Here is a 25,106-nt window from a genome sequence, read left to right as displayed (position 1 = left end):
CCTAGGGTGCTTGCGTGTGCTTGGGGGCGACGGCGGAATCCGCCGGAATGGGATCGACTGCGGTGGAGCCGGCCGTACTGGAACTGCCGTGGCACGGCGCGTCCTCTGAACAGCGTTCACCGCATTCATGCTTTGTCACGAGGTCAAACTGGGCGCCGCCGTGCTGGTCCACGCCCGTGCGGATGGCGCGCTCCACCACCGAGTCAGCCAGCCGCCGTCGCAGGGACAGCGGATCCCGGCGCAGGTCCTTGACCAGGGCGAAGCACAGCAGCAGCATGACCAGCACGAACGGCAGGGCCGCCACAATGGTGATGCGCTGCAGGCCGGAGAGCGCCTCCGACGGCTTGTCGCCGCCGGCCAGCATCATCACGGCAGCTACTGCACCTGTCAGCAGGCCCCAGAAGATGATCAGGCCGCGCTTCGGGTCAGAGGATCCGTTGGAGCTCAGGGACGCCATGATGATTGACGCCGAATCCGCTCCGGTGATGAAGAAGATGGCCACCAGGACCATGGCCAGGACGATGACCGATGCGGTCAGCCAGGCAGGCATGGACATGTTCTTCACGAGGTCGAACAGTGCTCCGTCGAAGTTGATCGAAGGTGATCCGCTTGCCATGGACACCAGGCCGGGGGTGCCGGCCTTGTCCGCCTCCTGCTGGACGTGGAAGGCCGTGCCGCCAAAGATGCCGAACCAGATGACGCTGACCACGCTGGGGACGAGCAGGACGCCGGTGACGAACTGGCGGATGGTGCGGCCGCGGCTGATGCGGGCAATGAACATGCCCACGAACGGCGTCCACGATACCCACCAGGCCCAGTAGAAAATGGTCCAGCCGGACAACCAGGTCCGCAGCGCTTCGTCACCTACGGCCTCGGTCCGCGAGGACATTTCGGCGAGGTCCCTGGCGTAGTCTCCTACCGCGGCAGGGATGAGGTTGAGGATGAACAGGGTGGGCCCGGCGACGAAAACGATGAGCGCCAGGATCACGGCCAGGACCATGTTGATGTTGGACAGCCATTGGATGCCACGGCTGATCCCGGAAATGGCCGAGGCGACGAAACAGGCGGTCAGGATGGCAACGATGGCCACCAGGACAGGGGTGCCGGTTTCGCTGATCCACCCGTTGGATGTCAGTCCGCTGCCGATCTGGAGTGCGCCGAGGCCGAGGGACGCGGCCGTGCCGAAGAGCGTGGCAAAGATCGCCAGGATGTTGATGAACCTGCCCACCGGCCCTTCCACTGTCCTGATCCCGAACAGGGACGTGAATGCTGCGGAGATGAGCTGCCGGCGGCCGAGGCGGTAGGTGCCGTAGGCCATGGCAATTCCGACGACGGCGTACATGGCCCAGGGGTGAAGGGTCCAGTGGAAGATGGAAGTGGCCATGGCCGTCTGGACGGCCGCGGGCGTCCGTCCATCCACGGTTCCCGGCGGCGGGGAGACGAAGTGGTAGAGCGGCTCGGCCACGCCGTAGAACATCAGGCCGATGCCCATGCCGGCCGCGAACATCATGGCAACCCATGAGACCGTCCGGAACTCGGGCTTTTCGCCATCTTTACCCAGCGGGATGTTGCCCCACTTGCCCAGGGCCAGCCACAGGACAAAAACGACGAACAATGAGGCCAGGACCATGAAGAGCCAGCCGGTGTACTCCATGACCCAGTCGAGGGCGAGGGTGGAGGTGGAGGACAGGCTGTCCCGGCCCAGGAAGCCCCAGGCAACAAAGGCCAGGGCGAGGAGGCCCGTGATGCCGAAGGTGACTTTGTCCAGGGTGAGCTTTCGGTTCCGGCGTTCCGCCACCGCCTGCTCAGAGCGGCTCTGGCGAAGCTCCTGCATGATCTGCTCGGTGTTCTCCACCTCGGCCTCCGCGCTGTTGTTAGCGGGCTGGAGATCTGGTTCGGCCCGGACCTCTTTGTCCGGGCGGATATCGCTGTTCAAAGCCATGTCAAGTCCTTTGATTTGAATTCATGGGCTGGCGTTGTGCTCCGGCGCCCACAGGCCGGGGGGAAAGGTTGGGGCTTTGCTGGCGTTCGGCTATCGATGTCAGCTTTGCCCTAACCCGGCGGTTGTTCCGCAAAGATCAACGCGTCTCGTAATAAGCAACAGAGTGGCCCGAATCACAACCCGATGTCAAGAAGTTTCCGAAGTCTTAAGCCCTATTTCAGGGGTTTCGGCTACGGCTTGACAACGGCCGGAACAGGGGTCAGGCATCGATCACCAGGTCGGACTGGGCAACAGAGCAGCACGGCAGGAACTTGCCTGCAGAGATTTCCCGCGCCCTGATCCCGCCCTGGTGGTTCATCTCGACCTCGCCGGAAATCTTGACGACTTTGCAGGAGCCGCACATGCCTTCCTTGCAGTTCGCCCCAATCCTGACGCCGGCGCGCTGGGCAACCTCGAGGATTCGCTCGGTGGGGTCGATCCGCACATTGATACCGGTGCGCATGAAGGACATGGTGAGACTGCCTGTTCCCACCGTGTCGAAGCTGGAGGCATCAGGGGAAGCGGCTTCCGGCTCCACGCCAGGGCTGTCGGCAGAGGGGTCGGAGCCGGGCTTGTCCGGTTCGCTGATTTCCAGAGGCAGCCCCGAGGCCTCCAGTGTTCCGTCGGCGTCGTAGCCAGGCTCGTAGAGCCCGAACGCGGCGGGCTGGCTTTCGTAGTAGTCCTCGGCGGATTCGGCGATCTCCTCGGCGATTTCCTCCGCGACGTCGGCTGCGAGAGCCACCTCCGCCTGGTATTCAAGGAGCGTCTGGCGGTCTCCCGAGAAGAACTCCATGTAAATGGACGTGTCGTCGACACCAACCCTTTGAAGGAGTTCGGTGGCGGTGTTCAGGTAACCCTCGGGGCCACATGCGTATACCTGCCGGCCGTTGGCGTCGGGGGCCACCTCCTCGAGCATGGCCGCCGTCAGCCTTCCACGGAGCCCTTCCCAGCCCTCCGGTTCGCTTCGGCTGCCCAGGGAGTAGTGGACCTTGACGCGCGAGTCCACGGACGCGATATAGGCCAACTCCCGGTGGAAGGCAAAGCCTCCGGCATCCGAGCCGTGGTAGAGCACCACAACGTCGGCGTGGCCGGGCAGGGAGTGGATGGTCCGCACCATGGACATGATGGGAGTGATGCCGGCGCCGGCGGCAAGCAAGAGATACCGTGCCCGCCGGTCGGCGTCGGGCAGGTGGAATGCTCCCACGGGTCCCAGCATTTCAAGAACGGTGCCGGGTTTAACGTTCTCGTGCACCCATGGCGAGACCAGGCCGGTGGAGTCGCATTTGACGGTGATGTTGAAGGTCCACGGCTGGGTGGGCGAGCTGGACAGCGAGTAGCTGCGGTCCACCGGGTCCTGGTCCTCGCCGTTCAAGGGGAATGCGATGTTCACGTACTGGCCCGCGCGGAACGCCAGGGGCGCACCATCGCAGCGGCGGAACACGAAGGTCATCATGGCGCCGGCCTCGGGAATGGTCTCGACGCATTCGGCCATGAATTCCTGCGGATGCCACGGGTTCAATGCCCGGGCTGCCCGGGCAGGTGTTTCAGTGCTTCCCATCACTCTGTTCCACGGCATCTCAAGACCGCGAATTCGCTGTGGTTCCTGGATGGCCGTTTCAGTGAGGAGTTCAATCATGCCAGGTGCTCCTGCACGCGCTGCACGTACCAGTTGATGAATGCCTCAACCTGGTATTCGCTCTTCATGTAGGGGCCGGGCTCGTAGGCGGGGCTGGCGGCACCCTGCTGGCAGAGTTCCACGAACGCCTTGTCCTGCAGGTTCGTCTGCTTCCAGGTGTAGGTGAGCTTCTCCAGGTCGTAGTCGACGCCTTCCACGGCGTCGTCCGCCACCAGCCAGGTGGTGCGTACGAGGCTCTGGTGTTCGTTGATGGGGAAAACACCGAACGTGATGACGTGGTCGCCGAGGAAATGGAACCAGCTGTTGGGCTGCAGGTGCATGGAGCAGCGGCCAAGGCGGAAGTCGGGCAAGTCACCGAGCAGCTTCTTGGAAAGCCTGCGCCCGTCGGCGGAGAACGATTCGCCCTCTCCATCGAGTGATTCCCGTGAGATGCGGATTCCCGCGATGCGGGTGTCGAGCTGCTCGACCACCTCGTAGGGGAGGCCATAGCGGCGGCAACGCTCTTCGAGCGAGGACTGTGCCTCTTTGTTACGGTCCCACACTTCTTCAAGGTGGGGCGGGACCAGGCCCTCCGTCAGGCCCCAGGTGGGGAAGAGGGAGCAGGCGAGCTCAGGGTGGCCGTCGCAGTGGTAACACTCGCGGTTGTTCTCCATGACGAGCTTCCAGTTGCCCTCTTCGATGATGTTTTGCTGGTAGGCAATTTTCGTCTTGGAGAGATCGTGGGGCGCGAGGTAGGGCTCGAAGATCTTCGCGGTTTCGTCGAAGTCTGTCGGCGGTTCATCCGCGATGCAGACGAAGATGAGGCCGGCGACCTCGCGGCCGTGGGCGCGCTTGAGGCCGAAGCAGCTCTTGTCGAACTTGGTTTCCCCCGGAGCGGAGGCATGGATCAGGTTGCCCTCCGGGGAGTAGGTCCAGGAGTGGTAGCCGCAGACCAGGTTTCCGGTGGAACCGGCAGCTTCGGTCAGAACGCGGGCGCCGCGGTGGCGGCATACGTTGTGCAGGACGTTCACGTCGCCGTCGTCGTTACGCAGCACAATCAGGGAGTAGGGTCCGTAGTCGACCGTCACGTAGTCGCCGGGCTCGGGCAGTTCGGCCGTGCTGGCCGCAAAGATCCAGTGCTGGCCGAAAATGGCCTTCATGTCGATGTTAAAGATCGAGGGATCGGTGTAGAAGGGTGCGTCGAGGGAGTAGCCGGTGCGCCGGAACTCAAACAACTCGGTGATTTCAGCCAGCTGCTCGGCAGGCAAAGATGCAGCGAGTTTGCCGCGTGAATTGAGGGGCACGTTCACTGAAACAGTCATGGGTTTCCTCCCGGGAGGCATGGGTAGTGGGTATTGCTTGTTGACCATGGAGGCGCGGGTGAAAGCGGCATGATCGAAAAACTTTGTAAGGATGAGATTAGAGTCACAGGAGCCGCAAAAAAAGCGCAAAATTCCGAAGGTTACCCTGCACAATAAGTGCATGATCGATTCGAGGCTCATCACACTTCGCGTGTTCGCCCGGTGCGGCACTATAGGCGCGACCGCTGAGCTTACGGGCTACTCCCCCTCCGCCGTCTCTGCGCAACTGCGGGAGCTCCAGCGCGTGCTTGGAATGCAGCTGCTGACAAAAGACGGCCGGGGCGTGCGGCTGACAGCCACAGGACGGTTTCTCGTGGCGGGTTCGGATCCCCTTATTGCGGAGTGGGAGCGCCTGCGCGCCGCGGCCATGGAGGCCGGCGACCAGGTGCAGCCCCATTTTGGCATCGGGGGATTTTCCACTGCAGCCGCCCAGTTGCTCGCGCCGCTGGCCACCACCTTGCGCTCAACCCGCCCCCTGCTGGAGGTTCAGGTTCTTGAGGCCGATCCGGCCCGCTGCTTCGACTTGTTGATCGCGGAACGGATCGACCTTGCGGTCATTGTCGCCATGCAATCCGACACCTATGGTGAGGACGATCCGCGCTTCGAGCAGAAAGTCTTACTCGACGATCCACTGGATGTCATCATTCCCGGTGACCATCCGCTGGCGTCACGGGGAACAGCCACCCTTGAAGAGCTGGCATCCGAACCCTGGATTACGGAGGCCGCCGGTTCCACCTATCATTCCCTCTTCACCGCGGCCTTCACGGCAATCGGGGTAACACCACGGATTGCCCATGAGGCTATCGAATGGGAAACCCAGATCGCGTTCGTGGGTGCGGGGCTGGGCGTCGGCCTGCTGCCCCGGCTGGCGCCTTTGCATGGTGCGGAGAACGTGGTTCGGCTGCGTATCACCGGCGAGGCTAAACCCACGCGACGCATTGTCGCCGCGGTGCGCAGGGGCAGCATAAACTCACCCCTGATCCAGGAGTCGCTCGGCATCCTGCAGGTTAACGCGAATCGGATCCTCACCGCCCGGCTCGAAGAGGATCTCTGAGCGCTGCCGTGCGGGGGCGTGCTGGCATTCGGCAGCGCCCTTATCCTGCATCGGCACAGGCGCATCAGTGGCGGGCGTAGCCCAACCGCGCGCTGATTTCCAGCCCTGCTTCTTTCAGCCCGTCCAGGAGTCCTGGTTCCTTTTCCGGTTCGAAGCGGAAGGCGGGTCCGGAGATGCTAACGGCCCCGACTACCGCGCCCACATGGTTGTAGACCGGCACCGAGATGGAGTTTAGCCCGATCTCGAATTCCTCCCGCACCACGCCATAACCCTGCCGGGCCACGTCAAGTAATTGGGTTTCGAGTTCTTTCCTGTCTGTGATGGTGCGCGGCGTGCGGGCCGGGAGCCCGGTTTCCTTCAGGATCCGTGCACGCTCCTCCGCCGGCAGCCCTGCAAGCAGGATCTTGCCGCTGCTGGTCGCGTGCAACGGCGTCAAACTGCCCACCCAGTCGTAGGTGGCGAGGGTGGAAGGACCCATGGCCTGGTCCACATTTACGGCGAAGTTGGAGCGCAGCACCGCAAGGTTGACGGTTTCCTTGAACTCCTCGGCCAGAGCTTCGAGGACCGGGCGCGCTTCCCGCACCAGGCTGAGCCTGCCGGGGATGGAACTGGCCAGGCGCAGGATGCCGAAGCCCAGCTGGTACTTGCCGCGTTCGCTGTTCTGGTGGACCATCTCGCGACTGACCAGGGAACCGAGCAGGCGCGACACCGTGGACTTATGAATGCCCATCTCCTCGGCGATTTCGCTCACTCCGGCATGGCCGTCCCGGGCCAGGATTTCCAGCACTGCCAGGGCGCGGTCTACAGACTGAACGCCGCCGGACTGTCCCGCCTCAACGTCGATGTCCGGTTCGCGCTCATTGTTCGAAGCCATGGTCCATACTCTCAAGTAGGTTGCGCAGGGTGAAATCAACCACACGCAAAAGGTGCCCCGCTTGAGTCTTGACGCTGCTTATCCGCAGCGCGGGCAGCAACTCCTGCATCACTGCAAAAGCCGAGGCCGCTCCGCTTCAGGCAGAGCAGGCCAAGAAGCGTGCCGTCGTCGTCCACTACTGCAAGCCGGCGCCTGCCGGCTGCCTGCAGCGCAGCGGTGCCGGCTTCAACAGGCACCCGGGGACCGATACTCCTGTTGAGCATCACGCCATAGGAGAAGGCCCGGGCCGCCGGTGGTGCCCCTTTCGGGATATCAGACCGCTCCAGCGTGCCGAGGAGGCGGTTGGCCGAATCCACGATCAAGGCCATATGGACGTGGTCGTCGCCGAAAAATCTGCGCACCTGCTCGACGGTGCAGTCCTCCAGCAGCGTCTTCGGGCAGGTGATCATAATGTCTTCCACGGACCGCTGTGGGGGGTTTTTCTCAACCGTGTGGCTTTCCAACGCTGGCCCGTTCATCCCGCGTGACCGCCAATAACCCTGTCCCGGCCGGCAAGCCCGCCCGTGACGGCCAGAACCGTCATAATCCCCGCGGTGACGAGGAGCGGGAGTGTCCATCCTCCGCTCACATCCCGAAGGGCCCCGAACATCACCGGCCCTACAGCAGCCATGCCGTAGCCAACAGATTGCGCCATGCCAGACAGGGAGGCTGCCTGCGGGTGGCTGACGGTACGGAGGCTGAACAGCGACAAGGCGATGACAATAAGGCTTCCGCAGCCAATGGCGCCCGCAAGCACCCACAGCAGGATGAGGTCCGGCGCAAGTGCCAGCCCCAGGAAGGTCACCACCATGATTGCGCCGCTTGCGAAGGAAATGATCCGCTGGTCCAGGCCGCGGTGCAGGATTCCCCCTGCAAGAAGGCTGGCGAAGACGCTGATGAGCAGGAAGACGGACAGATGGATTCCTGCGGTTGTGGTCGGGACGCCCCGGCTCTGTTCGATGGTGGGCAGCCAGGCCATCAGGACGTAAAAGGCGATCGACTGCAGCCCCATGAAGACCGTCACTTGCCAACCCAGCGCGGAGGACCACGGCGACCTGTAGGAGGCCGCCGGTGCGGCGGTAACCAGCGGGCGGCTGTGCCGGCGCAGCCAGGGCAGGAGCACCGCCATGGCAATGAGGGCCAGTCCCACCCAGATGCCGAGGGCAAGGCGCCATCCGGCCGGCGACGTCTGGGCCACGGGAACGACGACGGCCGCCCCCATGGCGGCGACGGCGGCCTGCGTGGCGGTGTAGGTTCCGGTGACCTGGCTGACTCTCGCCGGAAAGTCCCGCTTCACCAAAGAGGGCACCAGGACATTGAGAGATGCGATAGCCAGCCCGACTAATGCTGTCCCCACCCAGATGGAAGACGGCACAGGTAAGGAGCGAAGAACGATCCCCGAGGCCAGGATCAGCAGGGACATCCACAGCGCTCGGTCCAGCCCCAGACGGGCAGCTAACGCGGGTGCCACGGGTGAAAAGACCGCGAAGACAATAAGCGGAAGACCCGTGAGGAATCCTGCCGCGGCGCTGGAGAGGCCAAGGTCACCGCTGATGTTCGACAGAACGGGTCCCACGCTGACAAAGGACACCCGGAGATTGACCGCGATGAGCAGCACGCCGATGAAGGCCAGGCCGAACCTGGCAGTACGCTGCGGTGCGTTCCGGGTTACTGCGGGCATCGAGCGGTGACCATCCTTCGAAAAGTGAGAGAGCGTCGCGGTTTCGGTGGCGTTAAGTGAAAGAGCGTCCCGGTTGGCACGGCACTCAGAGGATCTTGCGGATGGTTTCCTCAAAGCTGGTGACATGGTGCAGGGCCAGCTCGGCCGCCTTGTCGGCATCCCCTTCGGCCACCGCTCTAAGCAGGTCGACGTGCTCGGTAATGTGCCCGGTGACGGAAGGGACCTTGTCCAGCACCACGCACCAGATTCGCGTGGCCAGGTTGTCGTAGCGGATCAGGGTGCTTTCCAGATGCGGGTTCGCGGCTGCCTTGTAGATCAGCCGGTGCACCATGAGGTCGTAGCGCATGAGGTCGCGTGACTCACCGGGCCCGGGGTCGATCCCGGCAATGGCATCCGCCACCTCCAGCAGTTCGCGGCGCATGGCCTCGTTTGCCCTGCGGGCAGCACGGCGGGCCGCCAACGGCTCCAGCAGTTCCCGGATCTCCGAAACGTCCGCCAGTTCCGTGAAGTCCACGTTGGTGGCGAAGGTTCCCCGGCGTGGGTAGGACACCACAAGGTGGTCCACCTCCAGGCGCTTAATTGCCTCCCGGACCGGCGTGCGGCCGAATCCCAGCTCTGTAGCGAGTTGGCCTTCGTTGATCGGCTCGCCCGGCCGGATTTCCAGCATGATCAGCTTGTCCCGCAGCTGGCGGTACGCGGCCTCAGCCTGGGACGGTGCCTCGTCCTCGGTCTGGGGCAGGGCAAGAAGTGCGTTCAATGCGCCGCTCCGTTCGTTTGTACAACGTGGAACCGAAACGAAAGCTCCTTGCCGCTTCCGCACCGGCTATTGACTCTGCTGTGATCATAATCATACCATTGAGCAACACACTGATATATCAGTTATCCAGCAAGTGGTATTTCAAAGGAGCACCCGTGGTTGAGCAGTTGAACGAGCGACTTTCCGCAGTCGATCCCGAGGTCCAGCAGGCCATCGCCCAGGAGCTGGTGCGCCAGCAGTCCACGCTGGAGATGATCGCCTCCGAGAACTTCGCCCCGTCCGCAGTCATGGAGGCACAGGGCTCGGTCCTGACCAACAAGTACGCCGAGGGCTACCCGGGCAAGCGCTACTACGGCGGCTGCGAACATGTAGATGTGGTGGAGCAGCTGGCCATTGACCGTGTCAAAGCCCTCTTCGGCGCCGAGTTCGCCAACGTCCAGCCGCACTCCGGCGCGCAGGCCAACGCCGCGGCCATGTTCGCCCTGCTGAACCCGGGCGACACCATCATGGGCCTCGACCTGGCCCACGGCGGTCACCTGACGCACGGCATGAAGATCAACTTCTCCGGCAAGCTTTACAACGTGGTCCCGTACCACGTGCGCGAATCCGACCTCCGCGTCGACATGGCCGAGGTTGAGGCCCTGGCTCTCGAGCACCGCCCCCGGCTGATCGTCGCCGGCTGGTCCGCCTACTCCCGCCAGCTCGACTTCGCGGAATTCCGCCGCATCGCAGACCTCGTGGACGCCTACCTCATGGTGGACATGGCCCACTTCGCCGGCCTCGTGGCCGCAGGGCTGCACCCCAACCCGGTGCCGTACGCCGACGTCGTCACCACCACCACGCACAAGACCCTCGGTGGCCCGCGCGGCGGCGTCATCCTGGCCAAGGAGCAGTACGGCAAGAAGATCAACAGCGCCGTATTCCCGGGCCAGCAGGGCGGCCCGCTGGAACACGTCATCGCCGCCAAGGCCGTGGCCTTCAAGCTCGCTGCCTCCCCCGAATTCAAGGAACGCCAGGAACGTGTCCTCCAGGGATCCAAGCTTCTGGCCGAACGGCTCCTCCGCGAGGATGTTGCCGCAGCAGGAATCTCCGTGGTCAACGGCGGCACCGACGTCCACCTGGTCCTCGTGGACCTCCGGAACTCCGAACTGGACGGACAGCAGGCCGAAGACGCCCTGCACCGCATCGGCATCACCGTCAACCGCAACGCCGTTCCGTTCGACCCCCGCCCGCCGATGGTCTCCTCCGGCCTCCGCATCGGCACCCCCGCCCTCGCCACCCGCGGCTTCGGCGCCGAGGAGTTCGCCGAGGTTGCGGACATCATTGCGGCGGCGCTCATCGCCGCGGCAGGCACCGGCACCGACGGCAGCACATCCCTCAGCGATGCCGCCGTCGTCGAACTCCGCGCCCGGGTGACGGCCCTCGCCGAGAAGTTCCCCCTCTACCCCCACCTCACCGACGGCACCGAAATTGCCGCGTTCGAAGCAGACATGATTGGAGCAGCCCAGTGAGCACCCAGCAGCTCCCCGAGCACCCGGACTTCCTCTGGCGCAACCCGGAGCCCAAGTCCTCGTACGACGCGGTGATCGTGGGCGGCGGCGGGCACGGCCTGGCCACCGCGTACTTCCTGGCCAAGAACCACGGCATGACCAACATCGCCGTCCTCGAAAAGGGCTGGCTGGCCGGCGGCAACATGGCCCGGAACACCACCATCATCCGCTCCAACTACCTCTGGGACGAGAGCGCCGCGATCTACGAGCACGCCCTCAAGCTTTGGGAAATCCTGCCGGAGGAGCTCGAATACGATTTCCTCTTCAGCCAGCGCGGCGTGATGAACCTTGCCCACACGCTGGGGGATGTCCGCGAAAGCATGCGCCGCGTCGGGGCCAACAAGCTCAACGGCGTGGACGCTGAATGGCTCGACCCCCAGCAGGTCAAGGAACTCTGCCCCATCCTGAACATCAGCGACAACATCCGCTACCCCGTCATGGGCGCCACCTACCAGCCCCGCGCCGGCATCGCCAAGCACGACCACGTGGCCTGGGCCTTTGCCCGGAAGTGCGACGAGATGGGCGTGGACATCATCCAGAACTGCGAAGTCACCGGCTTCATCAAGGACGGCAACCGCGTTACCGGCGTCAAGACCAACCGCGGCACCATCAACACCGAAAAGGTGGGCCTCTGCGCTGCCGGCCACAGCTCGGTCCTGGCCGAAATGGCCGGCTTCCGGCTCCCCATCCAGTCCCACCCCCTCCAGGCACTGGTCTCTGAACTGCACGAACCGGTCCACCCCACAGTGGTCATGTCCAACCACGTGCACGTGTACGTTTCCCAGGCCCACAAGGGCGAACTGGTGATGGGTGCCGGTGTTGACTCCTACAACGGCTACGGCCAGCGCGGCTCCTTCCACGTGATCGAGCACCAGATGGCTGCCGCCGTCGAGCTGTTCCCCATCTTTGCCCGGGCGCACGTGCTGCGTACCTGGGGCGGCATCGTTGACACCACCCTGGATGCCTCCCCCATCGTGGGCAACACCCCAGTGGACAACATGTTCGTGAACTGCGGCTGGGGCACGGGCGGCTTCAAGGGCACTCCGGCGGCCGGCCTTACCTTTGCGCACAACATCGCCACGGGTGCCCCGCACAAGCTGAACAAGCCGTTCGCCCTGGAGCGCTTCGAAACCGGTGCGCTGATCGACGAACACGGCGCCGCCGCCGTCGCCCATTAGCCGCCAGCGAACACTGCACTTTAGAAAGAAGACGCACATGCTGCTCATCTCCTGCCCCAACTGCGGCTCCCGCGACGAGACCGAGTTCCACTACGGCGGCCAGGCCCACGTTGCCTACCCGGAAAACCCCAACGAGCTGGATGACCGCCAGTGGGCCGAGTTCCTGTTCTACCGGGACAACACCAAGGGCGCCTTCGCCGAGCGCTGGCTGCACAGCACCGGCTGCCGGCAGTGGTTCAACATGCTCCGCGACACCGTCACCTACGACATCCAGGCCGTCTACCCCATGGGCACGCCCCGGCCGGACGCCGCCGGTAAGGGCACTGCCGAGACCGGGACTGCCAGCACCGCCGCTGACAGCACCACCACCGGGACCGCAGCACCCAGCATTTCCGGGACAAGCACCGCTCCAACGAGCACCTCTTCAACCAGCACCACCGCCCCGGAAGGAGCAACCAAGTGACTTCCCAGAACGCCCGCCTCGCCGCCGGCGGACGCATCGACCGCACCATCTCCTGGCGTTTCACCGTCGACGGTGAGGAATTCACCGGCCACCCGGGCGACACCCTCGCTTCAGCCCTGCTGGCCAACGGCCGCATCGCCGCCGGCAACTCGCTCTACGAGGACCGCGCCCGCGGCATCATGTCCGCCGGTGTGGAGGAATCCAACGCGCTGGTCAAGGTGCAGCCGCGTTTCCCCGGCCACGTGGCCGAGTCCATGCTCCCCGCCACCACGGTCACCCTGGTGGACGGCCTGCAGGCCGAACTGCTTAACGGCCTGGGCAAACTGGACCCGGAGGAGGACCGCGCCGAGTACGACAAGAAGTACGTCCACACCGACGTCCTGGTGGTTGGCGGCGGCCCCGCCGGCCTGGCCGCTGCCCGCGAAGCCGTCCGCACCGGCGCCCGCGTAATGCTGCTGGACGATCAGCCCGAACTGGGCGGTTCGCTGCTTTCCGGATCCACAGCACCTGAGCTGGCCGAAACCATCGAAGGCAAGCCGGCCCTGGAGTGGGTGGCGGACGTCGAAGCCGAGCTCGTCTCCGGTGCCGAATCCACCGTCCTGAACCGCACCACAGCATTCGGTGCTTACGACGCCAACTACGTCATCGCCGTCCAGAACCGCACCGACCACCTCTCCTCCCCTGCCGCGTCCGGGGTATCCCGGCAGCGTATTTGGCACATCCGTGCCAGCCAGGTGGTGCTCGCCCCCGGCGCCCACGAACGCCCGCTGGTGTTCGAGAACAACGACCGCCCCGGCATCATGCTGGCCTCGGCCGTCCGCAGCTACCTCAACCGCTACGCCGTCGCCGCCGGGCAGCGCGTGGTCATCAGCACCACCAATGACAGCGCCTACGCCGTGGCCGCGGACCTGCGCGCCGCCGGCGTCAAGGTTGCCGCCGTCGTGGACGCCCGCCCGCAGCTCACCGCAGTGGCTACGGCCGCCGTCGAAGCCGGAACGCGCGTGCTGATCGGCAGCGCCGTGGCCAACACGTCGGCTGATTCCAGCGGCCGCCTTGCCGGCGTCACCGTCCGCAGCATCAACGACGACGGCGAGCTCACCTCGGGCGTCGAGCAGATCGCGTGTGACCTGCTCGCTGTCTCCGGCGGCTGGAGCCCGCTGGTGCACCTGCACTCCCAGCGCCAGGGCAAGCTCCGCTGGGACGACGAACTGGCCGCTTTCGTACCGAGCACCGTGGTGCCCAACCAGCAGATCGTCGGCTCGGGCCGTGGCAGCTTCGCCACCGCTGACTGCCTCACCGAGGGTATCTTCGCCGGCGTCACCGCGGCTGCCGCCGCAGGCTTCACCTCCGCCGTCCAGCCGTCCGTGATCGGCGAGCCGAAGGCCTCCGCCCCCACCCGCCAGCTGTGGCTGGTTCCGGGTGAGCAGGGCACGCCGGATAACTGGCACCACCACTTCGTGGACTTCCAGCGCGACCAGTCCGTGGCCGACGTGCTGCGCTCCACCGGAGCCGGCATGCGGTCGGTTGAGCACATCAAGCGGTACACCTCCATCAGCACCGCCAACGACCAGGGCAAGACCTCCGGCGTCAACGCAATCGGCGTCATCGCCGCCGCGCTCCGCACGGCCGGCGAAGCTTCCCGCGGCATCGGCGACATCGGCACCACCACCTACCGCGCACCTTTCACGCCCGTGGCCTTCGCGGCACTGGCAGGGCGCCAGCGCGGCGAGCTGTTCGACCCGGCCCGCAAGACCTCGATCCACCCGTGGCACGTCGCCAAGGGTGCCCTGTTCGAGGACGTGGGGCAGTGGAAGCGGCCCTGGTACTACCCGCAGGACGGAGAGGACATGGACGCCGCGGTGCTGCGCGAGTGCGCCGCCGTCCGCGAGTCCGTAGGCTTCATGGACGCCACCACCCTGGGCAAAATCGAAATCCGGGGCAAGGACGCCGGCGAATTCCTCAACCGGATCTACACGAACGCGTTCAAGAAACTTGCCCCCGGGTCCGCCCGCTACGGCGTAATGTGCACCGCTGACGGCATGATCTTCGATGATGGTGTGACCCTCCGCCTGGACGAGGACACCTACTTCATGACCACCACCACCGGCGGTGCCGCAAAGGTGCTCGACTGGCTGGAGGAATGGCTGCAGACCGAGTGGCCGGAGCTGGACGTGCACTGCACCTCGGTGACCGAACAGTGGAGCACCATTGCCGTCGTCGGGCCGAAATCGCGCGACGTGATCGCCAAGGTCGCACCGGAACTGGCCGCCAACGGCGGACTGGAAGCTGAAGCCTTCCCGTTCATGACGTTCCGCGAAACCACCCTCGCCTCCGGCGTCCGCGCCCGGGTCTGCCGGATCTCCTTCTCCGGTGAGCTGGCCTACGAGATTAACGTGCCGTCCTGGTACGGGCTGAACACGTGGGAGGCCGTGGCAGCCGCCGGCGCCGAATTCAACATCACCCCCTACGGCACCGAAACCATGCACGTGCTCCGCGCCGAAAAGGGTTACCCCATCGTCGGCCAGGACACCGACGGCACCGTCACTCCGCAGGACGCGGGCATGGAATGGATCGTCTCCAAGGCCAAGGACTTCATCGGCAAGCGCTCCTACGCACGTGCAGATGCCCGTCGCGAGGACCGCAGGCACCTGGTCAGCGTCCTGCCTGTGGACGGCACGCTGCGGCTGCCGGAAGGTACCCAGCTCGTTGAAAAGGGTCGGTCAACCAACCCCGCCTACGGTCCGGTCCCCATGGAAGGCTTCGTCACTTCCAGCTACCACAGCGCGGCACTGGGAAGGTCGTTCGGCCTGGCACTGATCAAGAACGGGCGCAACCGCATTGGCGAAACCCTGGTGGCTGCCGCCGGCGACCAGCTGGTGGACGTCGTCGTCGCCGAAACCGTACTTTTTGACCCCGAAGGGACCCGCAAAGATGGCTGAAACAGCAGCACCCGCAACTACCCGCCAAAAGGACCTCTCCGTGCGCGTCAGCCCGGCCGCCCAGCTCCGGGCAGCCTTTGAAACCGGCTCCGTCCAGGGGCTGGTGGAAATCAACGAAGTACCGTTCCTGACCATGGTGAACCTTCGGGTCAACAGGGACAGCGACGCCGGACAGCGCGTAGCCTCCGTCACCGGCGGCCTGCCCGCAGCGTGCGGCAGCGTCAGCGGTACCGGGGACACGTCCGTGCTGTGGCTTGGGCCCGAGGAGTTCGTGGTGGTGGCCCCCACCGAAGCGCACGAGTCCCTCGGCGGTGACCTGATCCAGGCACTCCGCGAAGCGCTGGGTGACGGCGAAGGCCAGGTGGTGGACCTCTCCGCCAACCGCACCACCTTCGACCTCACCGGGCCCCGGTCACGCGCCGTCCTCGAAAAGGGCTGTTCCCTGGACCTGCACCCCCGCGTGCTCAAGGCCGGCACCGCGCTGTCTACGGAAATCGGCAACATCCCGGTGGTCCTGTGGAAGACGGGCGAGGAGTCCTTCCGGATCTTCCCCCGGGCCTCGTTCGCGGACTTCCTGGGGCGCTGGTTCCTCGACGCCATGCGGGAGTACGCCTCCCCCGAGGTCCCCTAAATGGCGCTCAGCGTCCTGGACCTGTTCTCCGTTGGCATCGGGCCCTCCTCGTCACACACGGTGGGCCCGATGCGGGCAGCGAAGCTGTTCGCGGACGGACTGAAGGGCGACGGACACCTGAGCTCCACCAGGCGGGTCCAGGCAGAGCTGTTCGGCTCGCTGGGCGCCACCGGACGGGGCCACGGCTCGGATAAAGCCGTGGTCCTGGGTTTGAAGGGGCTCGATCCCGAAACCGTGGATACGTTCACCGCGGATGACCAGGTGGCCGCAGCCGCCCTGGACGCCGAACTGTGGATCAACGGCGACCACCGGGTGGACTTCAACTGGGACGAGGACGTGGTGCTGCACCGGCGCAAGTCGCTGCCGGCCCACCCCAACGGCATGACGTTTCGGGCGCTGGACCACGCAGGCACTGTGCTCAGCGAACGGAGCTTCTATTCAATTGGGGGCGGCTTCGTGGTTGACGGTGATGCCGGCGCCGGGGACCGCGTGGTGGCTGATACCACCGCGCTCCCCTACCCCTTCAACACCGCCGACGGGCTCCTGGAAATCTGTGAGCGCGAAGGCATGTCCATTTCGGATGTCATGCTGGCCAATGAGCTGGTCTGGCGGAGCGAAGCGGAACTGCGGGAGAAGCTGCTGGGGCTCTGGGCCGTAATGCGCGAATGCGTGGACAACGGCTGCGCTGCGGAAGGGATCCTTCCCGGCGGGCTCAACGTTCGGCGGCGCGCGCCGTCGTTGTTCCAGACCCTGACGGCGGACACCGGGGTGACCGATCCGTTGCGGGCCATGGAGTGGGTGAACCTGTTTGCGTTGGCCGTGAACGAGGAAAACGCTGCCGGCGGGCGGATTGTCACGGCCCCCACCAACGGTGCAGCGGGCATCGTCCCGGCGGTGCTGCACTACTACGTGAAGTTTGTCCCCGGCGCCAACGACGACGGCGTGGTCCGCTTCCTGCTGGCGGCGGCCGCCGTCGGAATCCTGTTCAAGATCAACGCCTCCATCTCCGGTGCCGAGGTGGGCTGCCAGGGTGAGGTGGGCTCCGCCTGTTCCATGGCCGCCGCCGGGCTCTGTGAAGTGCTGGGCGGCACCCCTGCCCAGGTGGAGAACGCCGCCGAAGTAGGCATTGAACACAACCTCGGCCTGACATGCGACCCGGTGGGCGGGCTGGTGCAGATCCCCTGCATCGAGCGGAATGCCATCGCCAGCGTCAAGGCCATCAACGCCGCCCGCCTTGCCCTGCACGGCGACGGCAGCCACAAGGTATCCCTCGACAAAGCCATCAAAACGATGCGTGAAACAGGAGCCGACATGAAAACCAAGTACAAGGAAACCTCCCGCGGAGGCCTTGCCGTCAACGTAATCGAGTGCTGAACAATGACTGCCATCCAGACTGAATCTCCCCTCACCCAGCCGCCCACCAGCGTGGAGCATGTCCTCACGCTGGACTGCAACGAGTCACCGGGCATCGTCCATGCCGTGTCCGGCTTCCTGCTGGAGCACGGCTGCGACATCATCGACAATCAGCAGTTCGGCGAACGCTCCGAAGGCCACTTCTTCATGCGGGTGCATTTCGCGTCCGACGGCGATGCCTCCACGGCGGACGCGCTGCGGGCCGCTTTCGCCCCGGTGGGCGAAAAGTTTGGCATGAGCTGGCAGCTGGAACCCCACGGTTCAAAGCGCAAGGTCCTGATCATGGTGTCCAAGTTCGGGCACTGCCTCAACGACCTGCTGTTCCGCGCCAGGATCGGCGAGCTGCCCATGGAGGTGGTGGCGGTGGTCTCCAACCACCTCGACCACCAGGGGCTTGCCGAATGGCACGGCATCCCGTTCCACCACATCCCGGTGACGGCGGCCACCAAGCCGGAAGCCGAAGCCCGGCTGATGGAACTGGTGGACGGGCTCGGGGTGGAGCTGGTGGTGCTGGCCCGGTACATGCAGGTCCTCAGCGATGACCTGACCCGCAAGCTGGACGGCCGGGCCATCAACATCCACCACTCGTTCCTGCCCAGTTTCAAAGGTGCCAAGCCGTACCACCAGGCCTACGCACGCGGGGTCAAGACCGTGGGTGCCACGGCGCACTACGTCAACGCGGAGCTGGACGAGGGCCCGATCATCGCCCAGCAGGTGGTGGAGGTGGACCACACCTACGGACCCGAGGACCTGGTGGCGGCTGGCCGTGACACCGAATGCAAGGCCCTGTCCAACGCCGTCCGCTGGCACTGCGAGGGGCGTGTGATCCTGCAGGGGAACCGCACGGTGGTCCTCCGCTAACCGCCGCCCCCACCCGACGCTCTCTCCCTTAATGCAGGTTGTCGGGCGATCCTCTTTCCCTTAATGCAGGTTTTGCCGTGACACTCTCTCACCTTTTTGGTGGGAGAGCGTCACGGCTTTAAGTGGTTCTTCGTGACTGACTACTTGGGCTGGAGCTCAGTCGCCGTTGGCAAACCCGGAGGCCTGTGGGTGGTCCAGCCACCCGTTCCGGAGGGCACGTTTGATTCCCTCCACTGCCCGCCGGAAATCGTCAGCAAGATCGTCTTTGTCGAAAACCAGGACGGTCCAGCCGGCTGATTCGAACGCCTTGTCCCGCCTCCTGTCGCTAAGGATCTGTGCCTCACCGAGGTGATGTTCGCCGTCGTACTGAATTGCAAGGCGGCGATGACGATAACCGAGATCGGCCGACGGCGACCTCGGTTCTCCTGGATGCAATGGCACCTGGAGTTCGGGCTCGGGCAGGCCCGCGTCACCGATTGCGAGTCGCAACAGCGATTCCGGCGCTGAGTCGGCACCGGCCCGCATCAGATCCAACGCTTCACGGGCCCGAACAATGCCTTGGAGATTGGGGTGCCGGGCCACCAGGATGCGCAGCCCCGAGAGGGTGTCGTACGGCTGCGTCCTTCCCTCGAAATCCACACGCGGGGTGCGGACGAGTTCGTCACCCATGCTTACCAGGTCATGGAGCGGCAGGACCCGGGCCAGATCGAGCCAGGTGCGGGACCGGGTGGTCAGATGGATGCCGTCAACCAGCTCAATTTCACCTTCAAGCACCAGGACGGTGTGCCCGAACACGCCCTTGCGGCGGACCGATGGCAACGAGTGGCCCACCACGGCTACCTGCACGAGCCGATGCAGGGCATCGACGCAGCAACGGAGGGGCGCTACATCGACCGCGGACTGGAGGCGCTCGCCAAAGCTGCGGGCGTGGAGCCGGTGGGCTTCCGGGCACCCTGGTGGGAGCTCAACTGGCACTCCCCGGCGCTCCTGGCGGACCGCGGCTTCCTCTACGATTCGAGCCTGCTCGACGGTGACGCCCCCTACCGCTTCAGCGTCGCCCCCGGTGACGCACGGGACATCGTGGAAATCCCCGTCGATTGGGCCCTGGACGACTGGGAACAGTACGCCTTCTACCCCGGTGTAACCGGCAGCGGCGTAATTGAAAGCCCGGCCAAGGTCCTGGAAATGTGGACTTTGGAGGCGGAGGCACACCACGCCCAGGGCAGCTGTTTCGTCCTTACCAACCACCCCTTCATTTCCGGCCGGCCATCCAAAGCGGTGGCCCTGGAGCGGCTGATTGAGCGGGTGAAGGGGATGGACGGCATGTGGGTGACCACCATGGAGGACATCGCAGAACACACCCGCAGGGCGGTGCAGGAGGTCCACACCCACGCCCGGATCGACGTGCCGGGCTTCCCCGATACGGGGGCAAGATTTACGGCTCCGGCCGTACGGGAGTCCACCCGCACCTCTGCGGCAGGATAGGAAAACGGAGGGGGACCGCACCTGAAGGTGCAGTCCCCCTCCGTTTCGCTTAGGGGATACGTCAGTTCCGGACGCAGTGCCTGGTGAGCGCTTTAGGCGTGGACGTTATGGACGTGACTGGCCGGCCTCGGCCAGGTCTGCGGTGGACTGTGCAGCTCCGGCGTGGACAGTGGCCCCTGCCAGGCCAGTGGAAGCCGAAGATTCCGGGGCGGAGCGCCGCAGCGCAGGTGCGGGAGTGGAGGCAGCGTGTTCGGCGAGGACACCGGTGTGGTGCCGGAGCTTCAGGCGGTACATCAGGACGCCGGTAATGATGACGGTGGCCACGAAGATCACTCCGCCCCACTGCAGGTACCACTCGAACGGCGGGACGGAGTTGTAGATTTCCGGCCTCGGCCAGATCAGGTTCAGCGTCATGGCGCCGCCCCACAGGACCGCGAGGATGTTCACGGGGACACCCCACTTGCCGAGGCTGAAGCCGGATTTTCCGTGGCTTTCGTCGGACAGCGGCCATTTCTTCAGGAAGCGCCGCCGCAGCAGCGGGACGGTGACCAGCAGGTAGGAAAGGTAGATCAGGACAATGCTGATGCTGGACAGGATGGTGAAGATCGCGGGCTGCGAGACGTTGACGATCAGCGGAATCATGGCGATGATTCCGATGACGATGGCCGCCACCGTGGGCGTCTTCCGCTCGGGGTGCACCTTGCTGAGCTGCCGGCTGAAGGGCAGATTGTTGTCCCGGGCCATGGCGAACATCATACGGATGGCGGCGGCGTGGACGGCGAGGGTGCAGACGATCACGGCCACGACGATGCACACCAGGAAGGCCTTGCCGAACGGGCCTCCCAGCACGGAGAGCACGATGTACTGCAGGCCGCCGTCGGCAGCACCCAGCTTGGGGTCGTTCAGGTCCGGGGCGGCCAGGAGGCCGCCGAGGAGGATCAGCCCGCCGAGGATGAAGGACGCTGTGATGGCCCGCAGGATGGCCTTCGGAGCAGTCTTTTTCGGGTCCTTTGTCTCCTCCCCCAGCGAACTGGCGGTGTCGAAGCCGTACATGACGTAGCCGGAAGCCATGGCGCCGATAAGGAACACCCCGAAGAAGCCCAGGTCGTGGTCCATGCCATAACCCGCGGTGCTGAACAGGACTTCAGGCCCCCGCACCACATGCCAGGCAAGGGCAAGGATCAGGAGCACGGCGGCAGCGAGCTCCACGAACACGCCGATGCTGTTGATTTTGGTCATCAGCTTCACACCGAAGGCGTTGATGAGGGTGGAAATGGAAATCATGATGCTGGCGAGCAACACACCGTTAAGGGCGAAATCGTACGTGCCGGTGCCGTCTCCGATGATCTGGAAACCGGACCAGATCTGGGGCAGCGTCAGCTGCAGCGCCAGGGCAACGGCCCCCAGCGCCACGATCGAGGAAATGAGGAGCAGCCAGCCGGCCAGCCAGGCGAACGTTCCTGATGAGAGCTGCTTCGCCCAGTTGTACACGGATCCGGCCACGGGATAGCGGCCGGCCAGTTCGGCGAAGCAGAGCGCCACCATGAGCTGGCCGACGAAGACGATGGGCCAGGACCATGCGTAGGCCGGCCCGGCCATGGCGAAGCCAAAGTAGAACAGTTGAAAAACACCGGTGAGGATGGAGATATAGCTGACGCCGGCCGCGAAGCTGGCAAACTTGCCGATGCTTCGGTCCAGGGTCTGGGCATAGCCGAACTCGTCCATGCCGCTTGAATCAGAACTTTTGCTGGGTTCCAACATACGAACTCCTAGGTGAGAAAAGCACGATGATGATGCCCCGCGGCCTCCATTGGACGCAGGTGATATCGGCGGCCGGGCGCCACGCCTGCGGCGCCCGGCCGTTTCCCCCAAATGCTGTCGCTATCCCGCGGCCCCCACCCCGGCGTCCCCGGCAGGTGAGCCAAACCAGCCGCTGGGTGCGGGCTGGATGTTCTGCCAGATATGTTTTGCCTCGCGGTACTCATTGAGTCCCGCGGTGCCAAGCTCCCGGCCGATGCCGGACTTCCCGAAGCCGCCCCACTCCGCCTGCGGGACGTACGGGTGATAGTCGTTGATCCATACTGTTCCGTGCCGGAGGCCGCCCGCAACACGTTGCGCCTTCGACGCATCGGATGTCCAGACTGCGCCGGCAAGGCCGTATTCGGTGTCGTTGGCGATCGCCACGGCCTCCGCCTCGGTCCGGAACGTCTCGACCGTCAGCACCGGGCCGAACGATTCCTCCAGCAGCACGCTCATGCCGGAGCGGCAGTTGCCGAGCACGGTGGGCGGATAGAAGAAACCCTCCGCGAGGGGTCCCTCGTGCGGTATGTAGCCGCCGCACAACAGCTCGGCGCCCTCAGCAATCCCGGCCTGGACGTAGGCGTGGACCTGATCACGGTGCTTGGCGGAAATCAGCGGGCCCGTCTCGGCATCCGGATCGAACGGTCCGCCCATCCGGATCCTTTTCGCCCTCTCCACAACCTCGGCCACAAAACGCTCAGCGATGGTCTCCTCGACGACGAGCCGCGCCCCTGCCGAGCAGACCTGGCCGGAGTGCAGGAACACCGCGGTCAGGGCATTGTCGACGGCGGCGTCCCAATCCGCGTCCGCGAAAACCACGTTGGGGTTCTTTCCGCCGAGTTCGAAGGCGACGCGCTTCACAGTTTCCGCAGCGGCGGCCATGATTGTCTGGCCGGTCGCGAGGCTTCCGGTGAGGGAGACGAGGTCGACGCGCGGGTCGGAGCTGAGCGGGCCGCCCACCTTCGATCCCTTTCCGGTCACGAGGTTTGCAACGCCGGGAGGAATGCCGGCTTCGGCGAGGGTTTCCATGAGCAGGATCGAGGTGGACGGGGTGAGTTCGCTGGGCTTGAGCACAAACGAGTTTCCCGCGACGAGCGCCGGGGCCACCTTCCAGGCGGCCTGGAGGAGCGGGTAGTTCCACGGGGCGATGAGGGCACAGACGCCCAGCGGCTCGTACACCACGCGGCTGATGGTGTTAGGGCGGCCGGTGTCGATTACCCGGCCGGCATCCAGACCGGCGATTTTGCCGTAGTACCGGAAGCACGCGGCAATGTCGTCGATGTCGTACTCGGCTTCGACAAGCCGTTTGCCGGTGTCAAGTGCCTCGGCCCGGGCATAGACGGCTTTGTCCCGCTCGAGCAGCTCCGCGACGCGGAGCATAACGGCGCCCCGTTCGATGTCGGTGAGCCTCCGCCAGGGGCCGTGGTCGAACGCGGCCCGGGCACTGGCGATCGCCCGCTCTGCGTCCTCCGCCGTTGACGAGGTGACAATTGCCACCTCGCGCCCGTCCGCCGGGCAGCGCACCACCGTGGTGCCGCCGTCGGGCGCCTGCTGCCAGGCGCCGTCGATATACAGGCCCTTGACTACGTCCTGGGCTTTCCCGGCCTGGTGGACTGCTTCAACGGTGGCGGTCATCGTGTCTCCTTCTTTACATCCATCATGCCTAGACCTTTGCCGCCGCTGCAGCCGCTGCCGCAGTGAGCGGGGCGCCGTTCCGCTCCAGCGGGCTGAGGCCGTGCCGGTAGAAATCTGCGTGCTGCGGAGCCAGGGGCTTTTTGCCGGCGATCAAATCCGCGGCCTTTTCGGCAAGCATCATGACAGGCGCGTAGATATTGCCGTTGGTGACATAGGGCATTGCGGACGCATCCACCACGCGCAGGCCGCTGGTGCCGTGCACCGTCATGTCCAGCGGGTTCACCACGGCCATGGGGTCGGTGTCCGGCCCCATCTTCGCGGTGCAGGACGGGTGCAGTGCGGTTTCGGCGTCACGGGCCACCCAGTCGAGGATCTCGGCGTCCGTCTGTACGGCGCGGCCGGGTGAAAGCTCGCCGCCGTTGAAGGGCTGCATGGCGGACTGGCCGAGGATGTCACGGGCCACATGGATGGCCTCGACCCATTCGCGGCGGTCCTGGTCCGTGGACAGGTAGTTGAACACCATCGACGGGTGCACCGTGGGATCGGTGGACTTGATCTTGAGCGTGCCGCGGGCGTCAGAGTACATGGGGCCGATGTGCACCTGGTAGCCGTGCTTCGCATCCGCCTTCTGGCCGTCGTAACGGACGGCGACCGGGAGGAAGTGGAACATCAGGTTCGGGTACGCAACATCCTCGTTGGAGCGGACGAACCCGCCGCCTTCGAAGTGGTTGGTGGCTGCCGGTCCCTTCCGTCCCAGCATCCACTGCATGCCGATCCACGGCATGCGCCAGACGTCCAGGGCCGGCTGCATGGAGACCGGCTGGGTGCAGGCGTGCTGGATGTAGACCTCAAGGTGGTCCTGAAGGTTTGCCCCGACGCCGGGCAGGTTGACCACCGAGTTGATGCCCAGGGAGTTCAGGTGTGCCGCGTCGCCGATTCCGCTGAGCTGCAGCAGCTGCGGGGTGTTGATGGCGCCGCCGGCCAGGATCACCTCGCCGGCGTTGACCTGGTGGGTCTTGCCGTTGCGGCGGTAGGTGACGCCCGTTGCCACATTGCCCTTGAAGTTGACCTTGGTGACCAGGGCCCGGGTCAGGACGGTCAGGTTGGTCCGGCCGAAGTTGGGACGGAGGTAGGCGCGGGAGGCGGAGAGCCGCTGGCCCTTGTGGACGTTGCGGTCGAAGGCAGCGAAACCCTCCTGGCGGTACCCGTTGACGTCGTCCGTGCGGGGGTAGCCGGCCTCCTGCGCGGCGGTGAAGAACGCCTGGAACAGCGGGTTGGTGGCCGGGCCGCGTTCCAGGACGAGGGGGCCGTTATGGCCGCGCAGTTCATCGTCCGGGTCTGCGGCGAGGGCGTTTTCCATCCGGTTGAAGTAGGGCAGGCAGTGGGCGAAGTCCCAGGTTTCCATGCCGGCGTCAGCGCCCCACCGCTCGTAGTCGAGCGGGTTTCCGCGCTGGAAGATCATGCCGTTGATCGAGCTGGAGCCGCCGAGAACCTTGCCGCGGGCGTGGGCAACCCGCCGGCCGCCCATGTAGGGCTCCGGGTCAGATTCGTAGCGCCAGTCATAAAGCGGGTTGCCGCTGGGGAAGGTCAGGGCGGCGGGCATCTGGATGAAAAGGTCCCAGGGGTAGTCGCTGCGTCCGGCTTCGAGAACCAGGACGCTGCTGTTGCCCCCGTCGCTCAGCCGGTCGGCCAGCACGGAACCCGCGCTGCCGCCGCCGACGATGACGTAGTCGTAGCTGTCTTTTGTCATGCTGCAAAGTCTCCTTTTACCCGATGCCAGTCACTGGCC

The 25,106-nt window shown here is 65.2% G+C and carries 19 protein-coding genes and 1 pseudogene; 9 read left to right on the top strand and 11 right to left on the bottom strand.

Going from position 1 to position 25,106, the window contains the following annotated elements:
- Position 1: 1 nt before the first annotated feature.
- The 3 genes from AC5RT4_RS10755 to AC5RT4_RS10745 all read right to left on the bottom strand — a co-directional run bounded on the left by AC5RT4_RS10755 (position 2) and on the right by AC5RT4_RS10745 (position 4,918).
- Positions 2–1,942 carry a BCCT family transporter gene (locus tag AC5RT4_RS10755; RefSeq protein ID WP_494040352.1) on the bottom strand — a complete coding sequence of 647 codons (1,941 nt, stop codon included), beginning with the start codon at positions 1,940–1,942 and terminating at the stop codon, positions 2–4.
- 259 nt (positions 1,943–2,201) lie between these two features.
- The gene (locus AC5RT4_RS10750; protein ID WP_494105691.1) at positions 2,202–3,617 is read right to left on the bottom strand and encodes a ferredoxin reductase; all 1,416 of its coding nucleotides are present in this window, start codon (positions 3,615–3,617) and stop codon (positions 2,202–2,204) included.
- Complete coding sequence (locus AC5RT4_RS10745) at positions 3,614–4,918, bottom strand: aromatic ring-hydroxylating oxygenase subunit alpha (RefSeq protein ID WP_494040350.1); 1,305 nt, start codon at positions 4,916–4,918, stop codon at positions 3,614–3,616. Before AC5RT4_RS10745 ends, AC5RT4_RS10750 begins: the two co-directional genes overlap by 4 nt.
- A gap of 160 nt (positions 4,919–5,078) precedes the next feature.
- Here AC5RT4_RS10745 and AC5RT4_RS10740 point away from each other — a divergent pair, with 160 nt between their 5' ends.
- Positions 5,079–6,011, top strand: coding sequence for a LysR family transcriptional regulator (locus tag AC5RT4_RS10740; RefSeq protein ID WP_494040349.1), 933 nt, complete (start codon positions 5,079–5,081; stop codon positions 6,009–6,011).
- 64 nt (positions 6,012–6,075) lie between these two features.
- Here the strand turns inward: AC5RT4_RS10740 and AC5RT4_RS10735 are convergent, their stop codons facing one another.
- From AC5RT4_RS10735 to AC5RT4_RS10720, 4 genes are all read right to left on the bottom strand, one after another.
- On the bottom strand, positions 6,076–6,885 hold the full coding sequence (locus AC5RT4_RS10735; RefSeq protein WP_494040348.1) for an IclR family transcriptional regulator: 810 nt from the start codon (positions 6,883–6,885) through the stop codon (positions 6,076–6,078).
- Positions 6,886–6,920: 35 nt separating this feature from the next.
- Positions 6,921–7,346 (bottom strand): CBS domain-containing protein, encoded by a 426-nt coding sequence (locus tag AC5RT4_RS10730; RefSeq protein ID WP_494105690.1) that lies wholly within the window; start codon positions 7,344–7,346, stop codon positions 6,921–6,923.
- Positions 7,347–7,399: 53 nt separating this feature from the next.
- Complete coding sequence (locus AC5RT4_RS10725; protein ID WP_494105689.1) at positions 7,400–8,605, bottom strand: MFS transporter; 1,206 nt, start codon at positions 8,603–8,605, stop codon at positions 7,400–7,402.
- Positions 8,606–8,690: 85 nt separating this feature from the next.
- The gene (locus AC5RT4_RS10720) at positions 8,691–9,362 is read right to left on the bottom strand and encodes a GntR family transcriptional regulator (RefSeq protein ID WP_494040345.1); all 672 of its coding nucleotides are present in this window, start codon (positions 9,360–9,362) and stop codon (positions 8,691–8,693) included.
- Positions 9,363–9,517: 155 nt separating this feature from the next.
- Between AC5RT4_RS10720 and glyA the strand changes: the two genes are divergently transcribed.
- From glyA to purU, 7 genes are read left to right on the top strand one after another with little or no spacing between them, the layout of a single operon-like run.
- On the top strand, positions 9,518–10,873 hold the full coding sequence (glyA, locus tag AC5RT4_RS10715) for a serine hydroxymethyltransferase (RefSeq protein ID WP_494105688.1): 1,356 nt from the start codon (positions 9,518–9,520) through the stop codon (positions 10,871–10,873).
- A complete protein-coding gene (locus AC5RT4_RS10710; protein WP_494040343.1) occupies positions 10,870–12,090 on the top strand; it encodes a sarcosine oxidase subunit beta family protein in 1,221 nt (406 codons plus the stop codon). Before glyA ends, AC5RT4_RS10710 begins: the two co-directional genes overlap by 4 nt.
- A 37-nt stretch (positions 12,091–12,127) precedes the next feature.
- On the top strand, positions 12,128–12,553 hold the full coding sequence (locus tag AC5RT4_RS10705) for a sarcosine oxidase subunit delta (protein ID WP_494040342.1): 426 nt from the start codon (positions 12,128–12,130) through the stop codon (positions 12,551–12,553).
- Positions 12,550–15,492 carry a sarcosine oxidase subunit alpha family protein gene (locus tag AC5RT4_RS10700; RefSeq protein WP_494105687.1) on the top strand — a complete coding sequence of 981 codons (2,943 nt, stop codon included), beginning with the start codon at positions 12,550–12,552 and terminating at the stop codon, positions 15,490–15,492. The genes AC5RT4_RS10705 and AC5RT4_RS10700 overlap by 4 nt, the downstream gene beginning before the upstream one ends.
- Entirely contained in the window at positions 15,485–16,123 is a 639-nt protein-coding gene (locus AC5RT4_RS10695) for a sarcosine oxidase subunit gamma (RefSeq protein WP_494040340.1), read from the top strand. The genes AC5RT4_RS10700 and AC5RT4_RS10695 overlap by 8 nt, the downstream gene beginning before the upstream one ends.
- On the top strand, positions 16,124–17,497 hold the full coding sequence (locus AC5RT4_RS10690) for an L-serine ammonia-lyase (protein ID WP_494040339.1): 1,374 nt from the start codon (positions 16,124–16,126) through the stop codon (positions 17,495–17,497).
- Between the two features lie 3 nt (positions 17,498–17,500).
- Positions 17,501–18,397 (top strand): formyltetrahydrofolate deformylase, encoded by an 897-nt coding sequence (purU, locus tag AC5RT4_RS10685; RefSeq protein ID WP_494040338.1) that lies wholly within the window; start codon positions 17,501–17,503, stop codon positions 18,395–18,397.
- A gap of 156 nt (positions 18,398–18,553) precedes the next feature.
- Here the strand turns inward: purU and AC5RT4_RS10680 are convergent, their stop codons facing one another.
- On the bottom strand, positions 18,554–19,243 hold the full coding sequence (locus tag AC5RT4_RS10680; RefSeq protein WP_494040337.1) for an endonuclease domain-containing protein: 690 nt from the start codon (positions 19,241–19,243) through the stop codon (positions 18,554–18,556).
- Here AC5RT4_RS10680 and AC5RT4_RS10675 point away from each other — a divergent pair.
- Positions 19,205–19,882: pseudogene (locus AC5RT4_RS10675) on the top strand (polysaccharide deacetylase family protein); the annotation flags it as partial. The gene AC5RT4_RS10680 and the pseudogene AC5RT4_RS10675 sit on opposite strands and share 39 nt — an antisense overlap.
- Positions 19,883–19,987: 105 nt before the next feature.
- On the opposite strand, the gene AC5RT4_RS10670 reads toward AC5RT4_RS10675, so the two are convergent.
- The 3 genes from AC5RT4_RS10670 to betA form a co-directional block, all read right to left on the bottom strand.
- Entirely contained in the window at positions 19,988–21,643 is a 1,656-nt protein-coding gene (locus AC5RT4_RS10670; protein WP_494040336.1) for an APC family permease, read from the bottom strand.
- Between the two features lie 120 nt (positions 21,644–21,763).
- Positions 21,764–23,317, bottom strand: a complete 1,554-nt coding sequence (locus AC5RT4_RS10665; protein ID WP_494105686.1) for an aldehyde dehydrogenase family protein — start codon at positions 23,315–23,317, stop codon at positions 21,764–21,766.
- Positions 23,318–23,345: 28 nt separating this feature from the next.
- On the bottom strand, positions 23,346–25,067 hold the full coding sequence (gene betA / locus AC5RT4_RS10660; protein ID WP_494040334.1) for a choline dehydrogenase: 1,722 nt from the start codon (positions 25,065–25,067) through the stop codon (positions 23,346–23,348).
- Positions 25,068–25,106: the final 39 nt, after the last annotated feature.

Source organism: Arthrobacter sp. sptzw42 (genome assembly GCF_059089685.1).
Note: the sequence above shows the minus strand (reverse complement) of the source record. Positions and strands in the feature narration are given on the sequence as shown.

What these genes read in the sequence shown, in the direction of transcription:
- AC5RT4_RS10755 (WP_494040352.1), bottom strand. Translation starts at nt 1,942, where the DNA reads ATGGCTTTGAACAGCGATATCCGCCCGGACAAAGAGGTCCGGGCCGAA.
- AC5RT4_RS10750 (WP_494105691.1), bottom strand. Translation starts at nt 3,617, where the DNA reads ATGATTGAACTCCTCACTGAAACGGCCATCCAGGAACCACAGCGAATT.
- AC5RT4_RS10745 (WP_494040350.1), bottom strand. Translation starts at nt 4,918, where the DNA reads ATGACTGTTTCAGTGAACGTGCCCCTCAATTCACGCGGCAAACTCGCT.
- AC5RT4_RS10740 (WP_494040349.1), top strand. Translation starts at nt 5,079, where the DNA reads ATGATCGATTCGAGGCTCATCACACTTCGCGTGTTCGCCCGGTGCGGC.
- AC5RT4_RS10735 (WP_494040348.1), bottom strand. Translation starts at nt 6,885, where the DNA reads ATGGCTTCGAACAATGAGCGCGAACCGGACATCGACGTTGAGGCGGGA.
- AC5RT4_RS10725 (WP_494105689.1), bottom strand. Translation starts at nt 8,605, where the DNA reads ATGCCCGCAGTAACCCGGAACGCACCGCAGCGTACTGCCAGGTTCGGC.
- AC5RT4_RS10705 (WP_494040342.1), top strand. Translation starts at nt 12,128, where the DNA reads ATGCTGCTCATCTCCTGCCCCAACTGCGGCTCCCGCGACGAGACCGAG.
- AC5RT4_RS10695 (WP_494040340.1), top strand. Translation starts at nt 15,485, where the DNA reads ATGGCTGAAACAGCAGCACCCGCAACTACCCGCCAAAAGGACCTCTCC.
- AC5RT4_RS10690 (WP_494040339.1), top strand. Translation starts at nt 16,124, where the DNA reads ATGGCGCTCAGCGTCCTGGACCTGTTCTCCGTTGGCATCGGGCCCTCC.
- purU (WP_494040338.1), top strand. Translation starts at nt 17,501, where the DNA reads ATGACTGCCATCCAGACTGAATCTCCCCTCACCCAGCCGCCCACCAGC.
- AC5RT4_RS10670 (WP_494040336.1), bottom strand. Translation starts at nt 21,643, where the DNA reads ATGTTGGAACCCAGCAAAAGTTCTGATTCAAGCGGCATGGACGAGTTC.
- AC5RT4_RS10665 (WP_494105686.1), bottom strand. Translation starts at nt 23,317, where the DNA reads ATGACCGCCACCGTTGAAGCAGTCCACCAGGCCGGGAAAGCCCAGGAC.
- betA (WP_494040334.1), bottom strand. Translation starts at nt 25,067, where the DNA reads ATGACAAAAGACAGCTACGACTACGTCATCGTCGGCGGCGGCAGCGCG.